Source organism: Streptomyces sp. NPDC040718 (assembly GCF_055593565.1).
Genome location: NZ_JBVIXO010000001.1, coordinates 15,853 through 32,518, shown reverse-complemented (window position 1 = coordinate 32,518; position 16,666 = coordinate 15,853). Strand labels below are relative to the sequence as shown.

Sequence of the window (16,666 nt, the reverse complement as noted above, 5' to 3'; positions counted from 1 at the left end):
TCCGTCGATCGGCCCCGGCCGTTGCGTGTACGGTTCTGGTGACCCTGCCGAGCGACGGCCGGCAGGCCACCGAACCCGCACCGGCGGGATATCCGGAACTGCATGTACGTGGGGACTCTGTCCTTCGATCTGCTCCTCGGCGACGTCCACTCGCTGAAGGAGAAACGCTCCGTCGTCCGGCCCATCGTCGCCGAGCTCCAGCGCAAGTTCGCCGTGAGCGCGGCCGAGGTGGGAGACCAGGACCTGCACCGCAGGGCCCGTATAGGGGTCGCCCTGGTGAGCGGGGACGCGGGGTTCGTGTCGGACGTACTCGACCGCTGTGAGCGGCTGGTCGCGGCGCGTCCGGAAGTGGAGCTGCTGTCCGTGAGACGGCGGTACCACGGTGATGAAGACTGATTGCTTGTCTGCAACAAAGAAGGAGACGGACCAGTGGCCGACAATGCGCGGGCGAAGAAGCTGGCGGACCTCATCCGGGAGGTGGTGGCCGAGAAGCTGCAGCGCGGAGTCAAGGACCCCCGCCTCGGTACGCACGTGACCATCACGGACACCCGGGTCACCGGCGACCTGCGGGAGGCCACGGTCTTCTACACGGTCTACGGCGACGACGAGGACCGGGCCAGCGCGGCAGCGGGCCTGGAGAGCGCCAAGGGCGTGCTGCGCTCCGCGGTCGGCCGGGCGGCGGGAACCAAGTTCACGCCCACCCTGACCTTCGTCGCGGACGCCCTCCCGGAGAACGCCAAGACCATCGAGGACCTCCTCGACAAGGCGCGGGCCTCCGACGCCCAGGTGCGCGAGGTGTCCTCCGGCGCGAAGTACGCCGGCGACGCCGACCCGTACAAGAAGCCGGGCGACGAGGACGACGAGGACGCAGCCGCGGAATGAGCACCAACGCAGGGAAGACTCCGGACGGCCTTGTCATCGTCGACAAGCCGTCCGGCTTCACTTCGCACGACGTGGTCGCCAAGATGCGCGGGATCGCCAAGACCCGCCGCGTCGGCCACGCCGGCACCCTCGACCCGATGGCGACGGGCGTCCTCGTCCTCGGCGTGGAGAAGGCCACCAAGCTCCTCGGCCACCTCGCGCTGACCGAGAAGGAGTACCTCGGCACCATCCGGCTCGGGCAGAACACCCTCACGGACGACGCCGAGGGCGAGATCACCTCGTCCGCCGACGCCTCCGGGGTGACCCGGGAGGGCGTGGACGCCGGCATCGCCAAGCTGACCGGCGAGATCATGCAGGTCCCGTCCAAGGTCAGCGCCATCAAGATCAAGGGCGTGCGCTCCTACAAGCGCGCCCGTGACGGCGAGGACTTCGAGATCCCGGCCCGGCCGGTCACGATCTCGTCGTTCCAGGTGTACGACATGCGCGAGGCCGAGGCCGAGGACGGTACCAAGGTCGTCGACCTCGTCGTCTCCGTCGTCTGCTCCAGCGGTACGTACATCCGCGCCCTCGCCCGCGACCTGGGCGCCGACCTGGGCGTCGGCGGCCACCTCACGGCGCTGCGGCGCACCCGGGTGGGCCCGTACAAGCTCGACAAGGCGCGCACGCTCGACCAGCTCCAGGAGGAGCTGACCGTCATGCCGATCGGCGAGGCGGCCGCCGCCGCGTTCGCGCGCTGGGACCTGGACGCCCGCCGGGCCTCGCTGCTCGCCAACGGCGTGCGCATCGACATGCCCGACGAGTACCAGGACGGCCGCACCGTCGCCGTCTACGGGCCGGAGGGCAAGCTGCTCGGGCTCGTGGAGAGCAAGGGCGGCAAGGCGAAGTCCCTCGCGGTCTTCGTCTGAGGGGCCCGGGGCCCACTCCGCTTGACGTGGAGCGGTGAGCGCACACGGACTGCTGCTCACCGCTCCACAACCCCCCTCGGGTAGGTCTCTATCCACCCGGAGCACCGTATTCACCCTTCCGAGCAGGCGCTCGGAGTGAATGCGGGGAGCGCAAGGGGGCGCTTTCGGCCCGCGTGCTTCCCGTGCTGATCTTCACTTGCCTACCGTCGTGAACACGGGTCCCGCGGCGGGGGAGTGGTGCGGCGATGACGGACGAGGTCACGGACGGTACGAGGGGCGTCGGCCGCGGAGCCTTCGCGGGTGCCGCGGGGCCGGCCGCGGGGCCGGTCGCGGGGCTGGTGACGATCCGGGACCCGGACGGACTCCCGCGCGGGACCGGCTTCGTCGCCGACGACCGCGGCACGGTGATCACCAGCCACGAGGCCGTCGCGGGCCTGGCGGGGGTGGTCCTGCACGCACCCGGCGCCGAGGGGCCCGGCAGGCCCGCGACGGCCGATGACGTGACCCCCCTGCCCGAGCTCGGGCTGGCCCTCGTACGCGGCGACGGACTGGGCGTGAGGCCGCTGCCCGTGGCGATGTGCGAGGTGATCCCTCCGGGGACGTACGTACGCGTCCCCGCGCGGGGCTGGCGCCAGGCGCGGGTGCTCGGGCCGGGCGCGGAGGTCGCCCACACCGCGGCGGGCCGCCGCCACGTACTCCCCGCCGCAGTCGAGCTGGCCATCGGAACCGCCGGCCGGGACGCCCTGCGGCTCGGCGGAGAGGTCTGCGGGGGGCCCGTCCTGGACGCGGCGACCGGAGCGGTGCTCGCGGTACTCGGCACCGCTCTCGAAGCGGAGCACCGCTCCGGGAGCTTCGCCGTGCCCCTGCGCGCGGCCGCCGCGGCCGCACCGGGAGGCCCCCTCGCGGCGCTGCTGGAGCGCAACTCCGCCACCGTGCCGGGCTACGGCGCGGACCTCAACCTGGCCGGCGCCCTGGAGCTGACCGCCACCACCCTCGGCTCGGCGTTCCCCCCGGCCACCGCCGCCGAGCCCGCCCCGGACCCCGTGCCGCGGCCCGGGATCACCGCCGGGCTGGCCGCCTTCACCGCCGGGACGGACCTCGTGCTCGGCCTGGTCGGGGCCCCCGGCACCGGCCGCACCACCGCCCTCGCCGCCCTGGCCGCCGACCGGGCCCGAGGGCCCCGCCCCGCGCCGACGCTCTGGCTGCGCGGAGCCGACCTGCGCGACGGAGACGCCTCGCTGGGCGATGCCGTGACCCGGGCCCTGACGGCGGCGGGCCGCATCGTCACCGCGGGCGCCGCCCCTGCCGCCCCGAGCCCCGCCGACCCCGCCGGAGGGAGCGGGGCCCCGGCCGGGCCCGGGCCGTCCGGGCCCGCCGTCCCGGCGCACGCCCGGCCCGCTTCCGCCTCCGCCCCGGGCACCGGCCCGTCCGGGTCCGGGCCGTCCGGGTCCGCGTCGTTCGGGTCCGGGCCGTCCGGGTCCGCGTCGTTCGGGTCCGGGCCGTCCGGGTCCGCGTCGTCCGGGTCCGCGTCGTCCGGGTTCGCACCGTTCGGGTCCGCGTCGTTCGGGTCCGCGTCGTCCGGGCCCGGGCCGTTCGGGTTCGCACCGTCCGGGTCCGGGCCGTTCGGGTCCGCACCGTCCGGGTCCGCGTCGTCCGGGCCTGCGCTGGCCGGGTCCGCCGTCGTCGACCCCGGCGCGTCCGGCTTCGGCGCTTCCGGGTCGGGTGCTTCCGGCTCCGTCCCGGGCTCCGGCCCGTCAGGCCCCGGCCCGTCCGGTTCCGCCGGCGGCGGGGACTCCCGGGCCGGCGCGTCACCGGCCGGGGACGCCGTGTCCGGGCTCCGTGTTCCGGGCGCCGCCCCGGGGGGTTCCGTGGCCCCCGGGATGCCGCCCGGATCCGGCCCGGCCGGGGCCACCGCGTCCGCCCCCGGGGGCTTCGCGGTGCCCGGGACCCCGACCGGCGAGGGGATCGCCGAGCGGGTGGCGCGGCTCGCGGGCGCCGCCGGGCGGGCGCTGCTGGTGGTGCTGGACACCCCCGAGGAGATGCCGCCCCGCCTCGCGCACCGCCTGGAGCCGTGGACCGCGGCCACCGCCGACTGGCTGCACCGCACCGGGGCCCGGCTCGTGGTCGCGTCCCGGCCCGAGTACTGGGAGCGGGCCGGGGACCTCTACCCGCCGGAGCTGCTGCACACCCCGGCCCGCGCCGCCCGGCGGCTGCCGCCCGCGCTGCCCGTCGGGGACCTGAGCCCGCAGGAGGCGCACGAGGCCCGGGCCCGGCTGGGGATCCCGGACGACGCGGTGCGGGAGGCGGACGCCCGGCACCCGCTCACGCTCCGCCTGCTCGCCGGGATCCGCGCCGCCGAGGTCACCGCCGGCCGCCCGGGCCGCGACGAGGTGTTCGCGGCGCACCTGGACCTGGTGGCCCTCCGCGTCGCCGTCCGGATCGCGGCGGCGGCCGGGGCGGGTCGCGGGGCCGCTGCGGGGGCCGGGGTGCACGGCCCCGGGGTGCGGCGGCTGGCGGCCCGGGTGGCCGGGCGGGTGCACGAGGCCGCCCGGCGGTGCCTCGGCCCCGGGCAGGGCCAGCTGGACCGGGCCGCCTTCGAGGAGCTGTTCCCCTGGCGCACCGGCTGGGCCTCCGCCGTCCTCACCGAGGGCCTGCTGGTCCCTGCGGGGTCCGGCTTCCGCTTCGCCCACGAGGAGCTCTCCGACTGGCTCCAGGCCGGGCACCTCGACGTCCCGGGCGCCCTGGACGGCCTCGTGCACCACGGCCCCGCCGACGCGGGCCCGCCCGTACCCCGGCACCGCATCGGGCCCGTGCTGGAAGCCCTCCGCAGGCTCCCGCCCGCCGAGGCGCGCGGCCGGCTCGACGCCCTGGTCGCCGCCCTCAACGCCTTCGCCGAGCGGGCCGCCGGGGACGCCGGCGCCGGCCCCGTCCACCCCGACCGCGTCTGGTGGGCCTCCCGCCTCCTGCGCGCCACCCTGCTCGGCGCCGCCGACGCCACCCCGTACCTGCCCGTCCTGCACGCCCTGGCCGAGCACGTGGCGCGGTCCGGCACCGGCGAGTTCGGCGGCTGGTTCTGGAACCGGCTCCGGCTGCCCGAGTGCGACCGGCTCGACCTGCTGCGCCGGCTGCTGCCCTCCGACCACCACTACCTGGAGGCCGCCGCCCGCCGCCTGGCCCGCGCCCCACGGCTCGTCCTGCCGCTGGTCTGCGCCTGGTTCACCGACGAGCGCCGACTGCGCGGCCGCCCCGGAGCCACCGTGGCCACCGCGGCGCAGGCCCTGCTGCACACGCACCGCCGCCTCGCGGTGGACGACCTCGCCGAAGCCCTCGTCGGCGCCGCCCACCCGCGGGCCGACGAACTCCTCGCCGTCCTCGCGGAGGACGAGCCGTCCGCACTGTGCCGGGCCGTCGACCGCTGGGCCCACGACGAACGGCCCGAACGCCGGGTGGCCGCCGCCGCGTACGGCCTCGCCACCGCCCCGCACGTCCGCACCCCCGCCGACCGGGAGCTGCTGCGCCACGCCGCCCGGGCGCTCCTGGACCGCCCCGGCGACACCGGCCTCCACGGCAGCGCCCTCGGCATCCTGCTCCGCGACCCGCAGGCGCGGGCCCGCTACCTGCCCGACGCCCTCGACTGCTTCCGGGACCCGGCGGGCGGCTCCCGGCTGCCCGCCTCCGCGCTGGTCGCGGCCCTGCCCGTACTCCCCGACCCGGACGCGGTGTTCGCCGCGCTGCGGGCCCGGGCCGACGGGGAGGTGATCCGCGCCCTGGCCGCGCTCACCACCCCCGGCCTGGCCCGCCGCGCGGGCGACCTCGTACGCGACCACCTCGCCCGCCGGCCCGAGGACGCCCCGCACGCCGCCGCCTTCGTGGACCGGCGCCTCGACCAGGGCCCGGCGGCCGGCCCCGTGCTGCGCCCCCTGGTCCTGGCCCTGCTGCGGAGCGCCCCGGCGCCGGTGCGGGCCGAGGTGGCCGGCGTACTGGCCGCGCCCGGGGCGGAGTCCTCGTACCCGCTGCGGGCCGAGCTGGCCGACGTGCTCCTGCGCGAGGAGTCGGATCCGGCGGTGCTCGGCGCCTTCCTGTCGGGGCTGGCCGCCGGGAGCTGCCGGCGCCCGGAGGTCCGTACCCGCGAGCTCCTGCGGCGCACCGGGCGGCAGCTGCTGCGGGCACCCGGCGGGCCGGCCGTCTTCGAGCACCGCACGGTGGAGCTGGCCCGGGCCGATCCGGTGTTCGGGGCGCTGGTCTCCCGCTGGCTGACGGAGGCCGCGACGGAGGCGGCGGCACTCCTCGGGCCGGGCGCCCGGCGTACCGTGGAGACTCTTCGCAGGGCCGCGCCGGACATTACCTGAGGCGGGGAACGATTCCGGCCAGAGCCGATGCGGGGCCCCGGCCGACGGCATGGCAGTCTTAGACCTGCAATCGGCAATTCAGTACAGGGACTACACGGGTTCGGGCGAGGAGCGGTCACAGTGCAGCGCTGGCGTGGCTTGGAGGACATCCCCCAGGACTGGGGACGCAGCGTCGTCACCATCGGCTCCTACGACGGTGTGCACCGGGGACACCAGCTGATCATCGGACGGGCCGTGGCGAAGGCCCGCGCGCTGGGTGTCCCGGCGGTCGTCGTCACCTTCAGCCCGCACCCGAGCGAGGTGGTGCGCCCCGGCAGCCACCCGCCGATCCTGGCCCCCTACGACCGCCGTGCCGAGCTGATGGCCGGCCTCGGCGTCGACGCGCTGCTGATCCTGCCGTTCACGGCCGAGTTCTCGCAGCTGTCCCCGGCCGACTTCATCGTGAAGGTGCTGGTCGACAAGCTGCACGCGCGTGCCGTCATCGAGGGCCCGAACTTCCGTTTCGGCCACCGGGCCGCCGGGAACGTCGACTTCCTGCGCGAGCTGGGCTCCACCTACGACTACGAGGTCGACGTCGTGGACCTGGTCGAGCGCGGCGAGGCGGGCGGCGGCGTGCCGTTCTCCTCCACGCTGGCCCGCAAGCTGGTCGCCGAGGGGGACATGGACGGGGCCGCCGAGATCCTGGGCCGCCCGCACCGCGTCGAGGGCATCGTGGTGCGCGGCGCGCAGCGCGGGCGCGAGCTCGGCTACCCGACGGCCAACGTCGAGACCCAGCCGCACACCGCGATCCCGGCCGACGGGGTGTACGCGGGCTGGCTGACGGCCGACGGCGAGCGGATGCCGGCGGCGATCTCGGTCGGCACGAACGTGCAGTTCGACGCCACCGAGCGGACCGTGGAGGCGTACGCGATCGACCGCGTCGGGCTGGACCTGTACGGCAAGCAGGTGTGCGTCGACTTCCTCGCGTACGTGCGGGGGATGGCGAAGTTCGAGTCGCTCGACGGGCTGCTGGAGGCCATCGCGGACGACGTGAAGCGGGCGCGGGTCCTGACGGACGCCTTCGACGCCGCGCGGCGCTGACCTACGCCGAAGGGCCCGTACCGTCCCCGGGACGGTACGGGCCCTTCGGCGTGTCCGGGCCGGTCAGCCGAGGCGCGGGTCGCGCGGCGGGGGCTGGTACGGGCCCGGCTGCTGCGGCGGCTGGGGGGCGGCCGGGGGCTGCTGCCAGGGCCGCCCGGGCTGGGGGTAGGGCTGCTGCCCGTACGGCGAGGGCCCCTGCGGGGGCTGCGCGTGCGGCTGCTGGTACGGGCCCGGCTGTGCCTGCGGCTGCTGCTGGGGGTGCTGCGGCGGCGGCTGGTGCCCCTGGGGTGCGCCCCAGTGGGCCTGCGCCGCTTGCTGCTGGGCGCGCGTGAAGTCCTCGGCGACCAGGGCGGACAGGTTGAAGTACGCCTCCCGGGTCTTGGGGCGCATCAGGTCGAGGTCGACCTCGGCGCCGGCCGCGAGGTGCTCGTCGAACGGCACGACCACGACCCCGCGGCAGCGGGTCTCGAAGTGCTGCACGATGTCCTCGACCTTGATCATCTTGGCGGTCTCGCGGACCCCGGAGATGACGGTGATCGAGCGCGAGACGAGATCGGCGTACCCGTGGGCGGAGAGCCAGTCGAGCGTGGTGCTCGCGCTGCTCGCGCCGTCCACGGACGGGGTGGAGATGATGATCAGCTGATCGGCCAGGTCCAGGACGCCGCGCATGGCGGAGTAGAGCAGTCCGGTGCCGGAGTCGGTCAGGATGATCGGGTACTGGCGGCCGAGCGTCTCTATGACGCGGCGGTAGTCCTCGTCGTTGAAGGTCGTCGAGACCGCCGGGTCCACGTCGTTGGCGATGATCTCCAGGCCGGAGGGGGCCTGCGAGGTGAACCGCCGGATGTCCATGTACGAGTGCAGGTACGGGATCGCCTGGACCAGGTCCCGGATCGTCGCGCCGGTCTCGCGGCGGACGCGGCGGCCGAGGGTGCCGGCGTCGGGGTTCGCGTCGATGGCCAGGATCTTGTCCTGGCGCTCGGTGGCGAGGGTCGCGCCGAGGGCGGTGGTCGTGGTGGTCTTGCCGACGCCGCCCTTGAGGCTGATGACGGCGATGCGGTAGCAGGACATCACCGGGGTGCGGATGAGTTCCAGCTTGCGCTGGCGGTCGGCCTCGGCGGCCTTGCCGCCGAAGCGGAAGCCGGAGCGGGTGGGCTTGGGCTTCTGCTTCGCGCGGATCAGGCGGTCGGAGGACAGCTCCACGGCGGCGGTGTAGCCGAGCGGAGCGCCGGGGCCCTGGCCGGGGCCCGACTGCTGCCACTGCGCCTGCGGCGGCTGGGGGGCGGGGTACGCCTGCGGTGCCGGCTGCTGCGCCTGCGCGTGCTGCTGCTGCGGCGGGACGGGCGGGAAGCCGTACCCCTGCGGGGGCTGCGGCTGCGACCCGGGGGTGACCGGCGGGAACCCGTACCCCTGGGCCTGCGGCTGCGGCTGCGGCTGCGGCTGTCCTTCCGGGGCGGCCGGCGGGAAGCCGTAGCCCTGGGGCGCGCCCGTGGCGGCGAACGCGGGCGGGAGCGGCGGCAGTTCGGAGCCGGATCCCCCGAACGGAGTATCCGCGGGCCCGGCGACCGCAGTTCCCCCGGCCGGGGTGGGCGTCCGCCCGGGCGCGGGGGCAGCCTCCTCGGCGACGGCCGCGAACCCCTGCGGTACGGCGTCGGCCGGAGCGGGATCGGCGTCGGCGAAAGCGGCCGGCATCGCGATGGGTGCCACGGTGGGCACCGTGAACGGCGCCGGGGGCTCCGCCTGCGCGGACGCCGCGGCGAACCCCGCCGGGGTACCCCCGGGCAGCGCAGGCAACGGCTCGGCCGCACCGGTGTCCCGCTGCACGGGGCCGGCTCCGGCCGGGCCTTCGCCGTGCGCGGGCGGCCCGGCCTGCGAGCCGGGGAACCCCGCCCCCTGACCCGAGGCCCCGGTCGGGGCGCCGCCCAGGCCGTCGGCGCCCTGACCAGGAGCCTCGGCCCCCTGCACGGGGAACCCGGGCGCGGCCGGGACCTCGCCCTGAGCCGGGAACCCGACACCCTGCCCGGGGTGCGCGGGCCCCTGGCCCGGGACTTCGGCGCCGGGTCCGGGGAACGCGGGCGCGGCCTGGGCTGCGCCCGGAGTCGGGAAGGCGGGCTCTTGGGCGGGGGCTTCGGCGCCGTGGGCCGGGTAGCCGGCCGGACCGGCCGGGGACGCGGGCTGCTGGCCCGGGACCTCGGTGCCGGGTCCGGGGAACGCGGGCGCGGCCTGGGCTGCGCCCGGAGTCGGGAAGGCGGGCTCTTGGCCGGGGGCTTCGGCGCCGTGGGTCGGGTAGCCGGCCGGGCCGGCCGTATCCGCCCTCTGTCCGGGGAACCCGGGTGCGGCCTGGGATGCGCCCGGAGCCGGGAAGGCGGGTTCCTGGCCGGGGGCTTCGGCGTTCCGGGCCGGGAACGCGGCCTCCTGGCCCGGGGCTTCGGCGCCCTGGGCGGGGAACGTGGACGGCCCTCCCGGGGTTCCGGCCGGAGCCGGAGCCGGAGCCGCGGAAGGGGTCGGGGTCGGCGCGGCCGGTGCTTCGGGTTCGGACGCGCGAGGAGACCCCGGCGCGATCCGCATCGTCGGCGGCGAGACCACGTCCGCCGGGCGGTGGGGTTCGAAGCCGCTGCCCTCCGGCAGCCCGGGCAGCCCCGGGACCGGCGCGGGCTGCGCGGGCGCGCCCTGCGTGTACCAGGCCGGCGGGGTGTAGTCGATGGTGAACTCGCCCGTCACATCGGGCTCCGCGTCGGACTGATCGTCCGTCGGGACGTCCCACGTCCCGCCGCGCCTCTCGTTCCGATCGCCGCTCACTGGTCCTGGCCCTCCTGGTCTGTCGAACACCGGTCGGCGCCCACCTCGACGCCGCGCCCGCGCCCAGCCTAATCGCGCCCCGCGCCCGAAAGCCCCCGAGGCCGTGCCTTTGGGATCAGGCCGGGCCCGCGGTGGCCGGCACCGCGCCGCGCCGCGTTCTCGTCGGTCGCCAACGTCCCCCGGCGGTGGCCGGGGGAGCCGCGGACGGATCCGGCCCCATCCACAGGACACGGCCGAGGTCCCGCCCCCGTACTCCTGCCTACAGGCCGCTCCGGCCCTGAGCAACCGTCATCCCGCACGTCCCGGCGACCGGGCCGTCAGTCGATGCGCCGCGCCGCCCCCAGCAGCCCGGTCTCCGCTTCCGTCCCCTGCGTCATCACGAACTTCCGGTCCCGCGGCGTGCACCACAGCGTCACCCCGTCGCCCAGGGTCGGCAGCGACTCGACCGCCGCCCCCGGCAGCCGCATCAGGGCGCCCACCTGCTCCGCCTCGTCCGGGGACACCCGCTGCACCCCGACCAGTGCCGAGTTCCGCACCAGCCGGGGCGCGGCCGGGCTCAGGTACGGCAGCAGGGTCAGCACCGACTGCCACGGCCCCGCCACCACCCGCCCGCGCGGCGGCCGCATCCCGCAGTCCCGGACCACCAGCACCGGGCTGCCCGCCGAGGCGCCCTGCGGCGGGACCCGGCCCACGTCGTGCAGGGTCACGCACTGCTGCCCGCCGCCGGCCGCCTGGGCCAGCCCGGACCACACGGGCGCCCGCCCGGTCTCCACCGCGACCCGGGCCCCCGTCGCGGCCGTGCGCAGCGCCAGCACCTGCGCCGTCCACAGGCCGCCGATCAGCGTGACCTCGTACGGCGTGGGCCGGTTCACGCCGAGCACCGCCGGCCGCCCCTCGGCGTCCACGCCGATGACGACCCCGTCGTCCCCGACGGGCAGCGCCAGCGCGTCCAGGTCCGCCGCGGGCACCACGTGCCGCTCCCGGCGCGGTCCGATCAGCCCGAAACCGCCCCTGACGGATGCCGGACCCCTCATCGCGCCCCTCCCAGCGGCAGCGAGGCCAGCAGCCCCGGAACCTGTTCCCGGTCGAGCCGGACCAGCCCGGCCCGTACGCCCCGCGCGGTCCGCTCCAGCTCCCGCCGGGCGGCCACCAGTTCCTCGTCGCTGCGCCCGGTGACCCGTACGTGCCCCGTCAGGGTGACGCCCTGCCGCCCCGCCGGGGCCATCGTCAGGCTGAAGTTGGTCGCCAGCGCCGGCAGTGAGGTGAGCAGTGCCGCGAACTGGGGCAGCCCGGCCCCCGCCCCGCCCAGCCGGGGCCAGCGGCCTATCCAGTAGGTGGTGTGGCGCCGGTCGTCGCAGCGCCAGGTCCGGGGGGTCTCCTCCGTGCGCCGGCCGGTGCTCGCCGTACGCCCCGCCTGGGTGATCGCCATCGGGTTGGCGCACGAGGAGGTCGCCAGCGCGCCCGTCAGCTCCTGCTCGGTGAGCACGGTGGCCCGGAACCCGGCCCCGGCCAGCCGGCCGGCCAGCTGGTCGGCCGCCCGCACCACGCAGCGCTGCGCCCCTGCGAGGCCGCCGCCGCGCGCGGCGACCGCCTCCGGGCACAGTTCCGGGTCGAGCTTGAGCGCGATCCACGTCAGCCGCACCCCCGGGGTGCCCGTACGGGCCTGCAGGGGCGCGTAGTTGAGGGCGGCCATCGACCGGGGCGGCAGGTGCGGGGCCGGGGCGGGCTGGGTGTGCTGCACCAGTTGCGCCGACTCCAGCCGGATTCCGTCCACTTCGAGGACGTCCCGGATCAGGGACAGCGGCAGCGGCCGCTCCGCGCGGTCGGGCCGCAGCGCGCCGGCGTCCGTGTCCACCTGGACCACGGCCGTCAGGAACGTCCCGTCGCCGACCAGCCCGACGGGGCGCCGGTCGCGGTCGCCGAAGGCGGTGGTCCGCAGCGCCGGATCGGCCTCGACCAGCGGCGCGAGCCCCGGCTCGGTGCCCGCCGGCACGGTGGACGCGACGGCCCTGCGCCGCCTGGCGCGCAGGGCGAGCGCGCCGCCGATCCACTCGGGCAGGGAGCGTTGGTGGCGGCGGACGAGGGCGAGCAGGGCCAGCACCACCGCGAGGACGCCCGCGGGCACCAGCAGCAGCGGTTCCACCACCCAGGCCACGAGCAGCGCGGCGGCCGCGAGCTGGAGGAGCACGAGCTGTTGCAGTCGGAACGGGCCGAAGCGGCCCGGGCCCGACCGCGGATGCGGAGTGACCCCGCCGCGTGCGGGTGCGGCCGCGGCCGCACGCGGCGCCGTCGCGCTGGCCCTCACTCGCGCACCTCCCCAACTCGCGGGCGGAACCCGGGAGTCCGCGGGCCGCGCGGCAGCAGCCGCCGGCACCGGAACCTCACCATCCACCCCAACAGCCCTGAATGCCCCGGACCGGAGGGATCCGGCGGGCGCCGGGCCGCCGCCCCGGCCCACCCGGCACCTGCCGACCCTCCGTCAAGAGGCATAGTAGGTCCCCGGTCCGACAACCAAGGCCCGGGGAACGGCCCCACCGGCCGGGCCGCGCGGGGAGAAGCAGACGGTCATGGCATCACGACGTGATGAGCTCAACGCGTACACCTTCGCGAAGCGGCGCACCGTGGCCGCGTTCCTCCAGCCCTCCGCCACCGGTACCGAGGAGGGCGCCCCCCGCCCGCTGCGCGCGGTGCTGCCCGGAGTGGTGACCGGGGCGCTCATCGTCGCGGGCTTCGGCGCCTGGGGCATGTTCCGTCCGCAGGCCCCCAAGGGGTGGGACGAACCCGGAGCCGTGGTCGTCGTCGGCAAGCAGTCGACGACCCGGTACGTGGTCCTGACCACGAAGGTGAACGGCAAGGGGCAGACCCGGCTGCACCCCGTGCTGAACCTGGCCTCGGCCCGGCTGCTGCTCGACCCCCGCAAGTCCAAGGTCGTCCAGGTCGAGGACAAGGTGCTGGACGCGGGCAAGCCCCCGCGCGGCCCCATCATCGGCATCCCCTACGCCCCCGACCGGCTCCCCGACAAGGCCGATGCCGCGAAGGCGAAGCGCTGGGCCGTCTGCCAGCAGCCCGGCGGCAACAACCGGGGCGTGCAGACCGCGGCCTTCGTCCTCGCCGACCGGGAGTCGGGCCTGACGGACGACGGGAACCGCACCACCGACACCCAGGTGCTGTACGTCCAGAGCACCGGCGGGGCCAAGGAGCGCTTCCTCGTCGACTCGGCCGGCACGAAGTACCGGTTCCCCGAGGGGCGCCCGGACTCCGGGATCCTGACCACGGCCCTGGTCGGCACCGGCGCCACCCCGCAGCCGGTCACCGAGGAGTGGCTGGCGACCCTCAACCCCGGCGACGACCTGGCCTTCCCGCAGCTGCCCGGCACCCCCGGGGCGAGCGCCGGCGCCCCTGGGCCCGGGGGCGCCGGCGGCAGGGTCGGCGTGGTGCTGACCGCGCAGACCGGATCCGGTACGCAGTACTACGTCGTACTGCCCGACCGGATCGCCCCGGTCTCGGAGTTCGTGGCCTGGCTGCTGATCCACTCGCCCGCCGGTGAAGGCCTCGGCATGCACGGCAAGCCCCGCGAGACCGACCTGAAGTCCCTGGATCCGAACGCCCCTCCCTTCAAGGACGACGCCAAGTGGCCCCGCCGGCGCGGCACCCAGGTCAACCGGGTCGCGGACACCCCGGGCGCCGCGAACGGCGGCGAACGGCGCGACACCGTGTGCAACGTCCTGCGCTCCGTCGACGGCCAGGGCCGGCAGACCCTGAGCACCTGGGCCGGCACCGGCTTCCCCGTCGACATCACCGCCAGCGGCACCAGCTCGTACGTCACCCCCGGCACGGGCCTGCTCTACACCCAGGTCCAGGGCCGCCAGACCGGCGGGGCGGGCACCCTGTTCCTGGTCACCGACACCGGCCTGCGGTACGCCGTCCAGGCCAACGGAGACAGCGACGCCCGGCAGTCGGGGATCGGCGCCGCGGACCCGCAGGCGCCGGGCGCCGCCGGTGACGGCCGGCCCGAGCCGAGCCAGGCGCAGGTGCGGCTCGGCTACGGCGGGATCGCGCCCGCGATGGTGCCGATCGCGTGGTCGGAGTTCCTCTCCAAGGGGCCCCGTCTGGACACCAACTCGGCACGCCAGCCGCAGGGTTCGTGAGGGCGCCGGCCATGTCGCAGCACACCCGCGCCGCCCTGGCGGCCGCCGCCCTCGCCCTGGCCGCCCTCGGCGGCACGGCGCCCGCGCCGCAGTCCCCGTACGCCCTCGCCCTGGACGGGGCGGGCGAGTGCACCTTCCCGATGAAGAAGCAGATCGCCGACCGGCCCTGGGCCCTCCAGCGGGTCATGCTGGACGCCCTGTGGGCCCGCACCAGGGGCCAGGGGGTGAGGGTCGCCGTCATCGACACCGGCGTGGACCGCGCCAACCCGCAGCTCGCCGGAGCCCTCGACACCGGCGCGGGCCGGGACTTCACCGACCCCAAGGGCGGCGACGGCACGAACGACACGATCGGGCACGGCACCAAGGTCGCCGGGCTGATCGCGGCCCGCCCCCAGCAGGGCACCGGCTTCGTCGGCCTCGCCCCCGAGGCCACCGTCATCCCCATCCGGCAGAACGACGGCCAGGGCACCGGCAACGGGGTCGCCACCCTCGCCCAGGCGGTCGACCACGCCGTCGCCAAGGGCGCCCACGTCATCAACATCTCCCAGGACACCGACGCCCCGCTGACCCCGGACTCCGAACTGGGCAAGGCCGTCCAGCGGGCCCTCGCCGCCAGGGCCGTGGTCATCGCCTCGGCGGGCAACGACGGACTGAGCGGGCAGAAGCGCAGGACCTACCCGGCGGCCTTCCCCGGGGTCCTCGCCGTGGCCTCGTCCGACCGCAACAACGAACGGGCCGCCTTCTCCCAGCCCGGCGACTTCATCGGGGTCGCCGCCCCCGGCGTCGACATGGTCTCCACCGTCCCCGGCTTCGGCCAGTGCATCGACAACGGCACCAGCTTCTCCGCCCCCTACGTCGCCGGGGTCGCCGCCCTGCTGGTCGCCGAGCACCCGCAGTGGACCCCGCAGGAGGTGGTCTGGCAGATCCAGAACACCGCCGAGCGCTCCGTCAAGGGCCGTGACGACTACGTCGGATGGGGTGTGGTGGACCCGGTGCGGGCGCTCACCCAGGACGCCGAGCCGCCCAGGCCACCGGTCCCGGACCCCGGCCCGCCCCCGGCGGCCGCACCGCAGGCGGCGGCCCTCCCGATGACGGAGACCGCCCGGGAGCGCGACGAGCGGATCGGCACGTACGCGCTCGGGATCGCGGGCGTGCTCATCGCCGTCGTCGCCGGGACCGCGACCGTCCTGCGCGACGCCCGCCGGAGCCGCAGTGACTAGAGTGACGCCAGGCTTCACGACCGTGATCGGGGATCCGTGTGAAGCGGAGGGGGAAGTACGGTGCGCGCGGCGCGAATTGGCGTCGGCGGCCTCCGCTCCGCCATGCGATCCGCCCGCGCTGTCGGGGAATTGAGAAGTGAGGAGCTTCGGATGACGAGCAATTTCGGACTTGCGGACGATCCGGTCGTCAAGGCGGCCAACAAGATCTCCGAGACGGCCACCGCCGTCACCACCCAGGCCCGTGAGCTGGCCGACATCCTCGAAACCGTACACGCGGGCTGGACCGGCGTCGGCGCCGACGGCTTCCGCAAGGCGCAGTCGGACCTCAACCTCGACCACGACGAGGTCCGCCGGCTGCTCTCCGTCCTGCACAACGCCGTCGCGCAGACGAAGAACCTGACCAACGCGCAGGACGCGGACGTGCACGCGGCGTTCAACACGATCAACGCCCGATCCGGCTCCGCCTCCGGAGGCGGCACCCGCTCCGGCCTCGAAAACCTCTGACGTCCGCGTCGCCCCGGACCACCCCAGCCCGAAGGAGAAGCACATGGCAGGCAGCGAAGACGGCCACACCCGGGTACGGTACGCGAGCGTCCAGCAGATGGCGGACCGCATCCGCGTCGTCTCCAGGAACATCCTCAAGGACCTGGAGGAGATGGAGTCGGCCGTGAAGGTCGTCACCGACACCTGGGACGGCGAGGCGCACGTCGCGTACCTCGACCTCCAGAGGAAGTACCACGGCCGCGCCGACAACATGCAGAAGCAGCTGGAGGGCGTCGCCAAGCTCATCGAGCGCGGCAAAGGCGACTACCGCGCCACCGACGTGAAGGCCTCCCGCCTGTTCACCGAGGCCTTCTGAGCCCGCCCGGCATGCCGAAGGGGGCGCGCCCCGCGCGGGGCGCGCCCCCTTCGCCGTACCCGGGCAGCCCGCCTCAGGTGAGGTCGAACTCCCCGTCCCGGGCACCGAGCACGAAGGCCTCCCACTCGGCGGCCGTGTAGCGCAGCACCGTGTCGCGGTCCAGCGAGGACCGCATCGCCACAGCGCCCTCGGGCAGCTTGGCGATCTCCACGCGCTCCTCGTCCGGGCTGGTCCCGGGCGGCCCCTGCCACTCGACGTCGCTGATGTCGAGCGCGTACAGCTCGTCCTTCTCCTGCTGGGTGCCCATGTGCGGCCCTTCCCGTCGGTCGTGCGGTGCTGCTCGGTCTTCGCTGCCGATTATCGGCGGAACGCGGCCGCCGGGGGAGCCGTTTCCCCCAAGGCCGCGGGACCCCGGTCCGGACCCCGG

General features: G+C 76.1%; 13 protein-coding genes. 9 read left to right on the top strand and 4 right to left on the bottom strand.

Features of this window, described 5'->3' with window-relative positions; genetic code table 11:
• Positions 1-102 precede the first annotated feature (102 nt).
• The 5 genes from ACZ597_RS00120 (at position 103) to ACZ597_RS00100 (ending at position 7,216) form a co-directional block, all read left to right on the top strand.
• Positions 103-396 (top strand): DUF503 domain-containing protein, encoded by a 294-nt coding sequence (locus tag ACZ597_RS00120; protein WP_361610452.1) that lies wholly within the window; start codon positions 103-105, stop codon positions 394-396.
• Positions 397-429: 33 nt separating this feature from the next.
• Complete coding sequence (gene rbfA, locus ACZ597_RS00115; RefSeq protein ID WP_362394283.1) at positions 430-882, top strand: 30S ribosome-binding factor RbfA; 453 nt, start codon at positions 430-432, stop codon at positions 880-882.
• Positions 879-1,787 carry a tRNA pseudouridine(55) synthase TruB gene (truB, locus tag ACZ597_RS00110; protein ID WP_470977503.1) on the top strand — a complete coding sequence of 303 codons (909 nt, stop codon included), beginning with the start codon at positions 879-881 and terminating at the stop codon, positions 1,785-1,787. Before rbfA ends, truB begins: the two co-directional genes overlap by 4 nt.
• Positions 1,788-2,032: 245 nt before the next feature.
• Positions 2,033-6,136 carry a hypothetical protein gene (locus tag ACZ597_RS00105; protein WP_471322888.1) on the top strand — a complete coding sequence of 1,368 codons (4,104 nt, stop codon included), beginning with the start codon at positions 2,033-2,035 and terminating at the stop codon, positions 6,134-6,136.
• A 120-nt stretch (positions 6,137-6,256) separates the two neighbouring features.
• Positions 6,257-7,216, top strand: coding sequence for a bifunctional riboflavin kinase/FAD synthetase (locus ACZ597_RS00100; protein ID WP_471322885.1), 960 nt, complete (start codon positions 6,257-6,259; stop codon positions 7,214-7,216).
• 63 nt (positions 7,217-7,279) lie between these two features.
• On the opposite strand, the gene ACZ597_RS00095 is transcribed toward ACZ597_RS00100, so the two are convergent.
• The 3 genes from ACZ597_RS00095 to eccE all read right to left on the bottom strand — a co-directional run bounded on the left by ACZ597_RS00095 (position 7,280) and on the right by eccE (position 12,317).
• Positions 7,280-10,012 (bottom strand): SCO5717 family growth-regulating ATPase, encoded by a 2,733-nt coding sequence (locus ACZ597_RS00095; protein ID WP_471322883.1) that lies wholly within the window; start codon positions 10,010-10,012, stop codon positions 7,280-7,282.
• A 317-nt stretch (positions 10,013-10,329) separates the two neighbouring features.
• Positions 10,330-11,046: a hypothetical protein gene (locus ACZ597_RS00090; RefSeq protein WP_471322880.1), complete on the bottom strand. Its 717-nt coding sequence runs from the start codon at positions 11,044-11,046 to the stop codon at positions 10,330-10,332.
• Positions 11,043-12,317 (bottom strand): type VII secretion protein EccE, encoded by a 1,275-nt coding sequence (gene eccE / locus ACZ597_RS00085; protein ID WP_471322877.1) that lies wholly within the window; start codon positions 12,315-12,317, stop codon positions 11,043-11,045. Before eccE ends, ACZ597_RS00090 begins: the two co-directional genes overlap by 4 nt.
• A 262-nt stretch (positions 12,318-12,579) precedes the next feature.
• On the opposite strand from eccE, the gene eccB reads away from it, so the two are divergent.
• The 4 genes from eccB (at position 12,580) to ACZ597_RS00065 (ending at position 16,239) form a co-directional block, all read left to right on the top strand.
• On the top strand, positions 12,580-14,160 hold the full coding sequence (gene eccB, locus ACZ597_RS00080) for a type VII secretion protein EccB (protein ID WP_471322875.1): 1,581 nt from the start codon (positions 12,580-12,582) through the stop codon (positions 14,158-14,160).
• Between the two features lie 11 nt (positions 14,161-14,171).
• A complete protein-coding gene (gene mycP, locus ACZ597_RS00075; protein ID WP_471322872.1) occupies positions 14,172-15,380 on the top strand; it encodes a type VII secretion-associated serine protease mycosin in 1,209 nt (402 codons plus the stop codon).
• A gap of 150 nt (positions 15,381-15,530) precedes the next feature.
• Positions 15,531-15,884 carry a WXG100 family type VII secretion target gene (locus tag ACZ597_RS00070; protein WP_471322869.1) on the top strand — a complete coding sequence of 118 codons (354 nt, stop codon included), beginning with the start codon at positions 15,531-15,533 and terminating at the stop codon, positions 15,882-15,884.
• Positions 15,885-15,927: 43 nt separating this feature from the next.
• A complete protein-coding gene (locus tag ACZ597_RS00065; RefSeq protein ID WP_471322866.1) occupies positions 15,928-16,239 on the top strand; it encodes a WXG100 family type VII secretion target in 312 nt (103 codons plus the stop codon).
• A 73-nt stretch (positions 16,240-16,312) separates the two neighbouring features.
• Here the strand turns inward: ACZ597_RS00065 and ACZ597_RS00060 are convergent, their stop codons facing one another.
• On the bottom strand, positions 16,313-16,546 hold the full coding sequence (locus ACZ597_RS00060) for a DUF397 domain-containing protein (protein ID WP_007266914.1): 234 nt from the start codon (positions 16,544-16,546) through the stop codon (positions 16,313-16,315).
• Positions 16,547-16,666: the final 120 nt, after the last annotated feature.

Bases quoted from the DNA above. Each gene is read 5' to 3' on its own strand.
- ACZ597_RS00120 (WP_361610452.1), top strand. From the start codon at position 103: ATGTACGTGGGGACTCTGTCCTTCGATCTGCTCCTCGGCGACGTCCAC.
- truB (WP_470977503.1), top strand. From the start codon at position 879: ATGAGCACCAACGCAGGGAAGACTCCGGACGGCCTTGTCATCGTCGAC.
- ACZ597_RS00105 (WP_471322888.1), top strand. From the start codon at position 2,033: ATGACGGACGAGGTCACGGACGGTACGAGGGGCGTCGGCCGCGGAGCC.
- ACZ597_RS00090 (WP_471322880.1), bottom strand. From the start codon at position 11,046: ATGAGGGGTCCGGCATCCGTCAGGGGCGGTTTCGGGCTGATCGGACCG.
- eccB (WP_471322875.1), top strand. From the start codon at position 12,580: ATGGCATCACGACGTGATGAGCTCAACGCGTACACCTTCGCGAAGCGG.
- mycP (WP_471322872.1), top strand. From the start codon at position 14,172: ATGTCGCAGCACACCCGCGCCGCCCTGGCGGCCGCCGCCCTCGCCCTG.
- ACZ597_RS00070 (WP_471322869.1), top strand. From the start codon at position 15,531: ATGACGAGCAATTTCGGACTTGCGGACGATCCGGTCGTCAAGGCGGCC.
- ACZ597_RS00065 (WP_471322866.1), top strand. From the start codon at position 15,928: ATGGCAGGCAGCGAAGACGGCCACACCCGGGTACGGTACGCGAGCGTC.
- ACZ597_RS00060 (WP_007266914.1), bottom strand. From the start codon at position 16,546: ATGGGCACCCAGCAGGAGAAGGACGAGCTGTACGCGCTCGACATCAGC.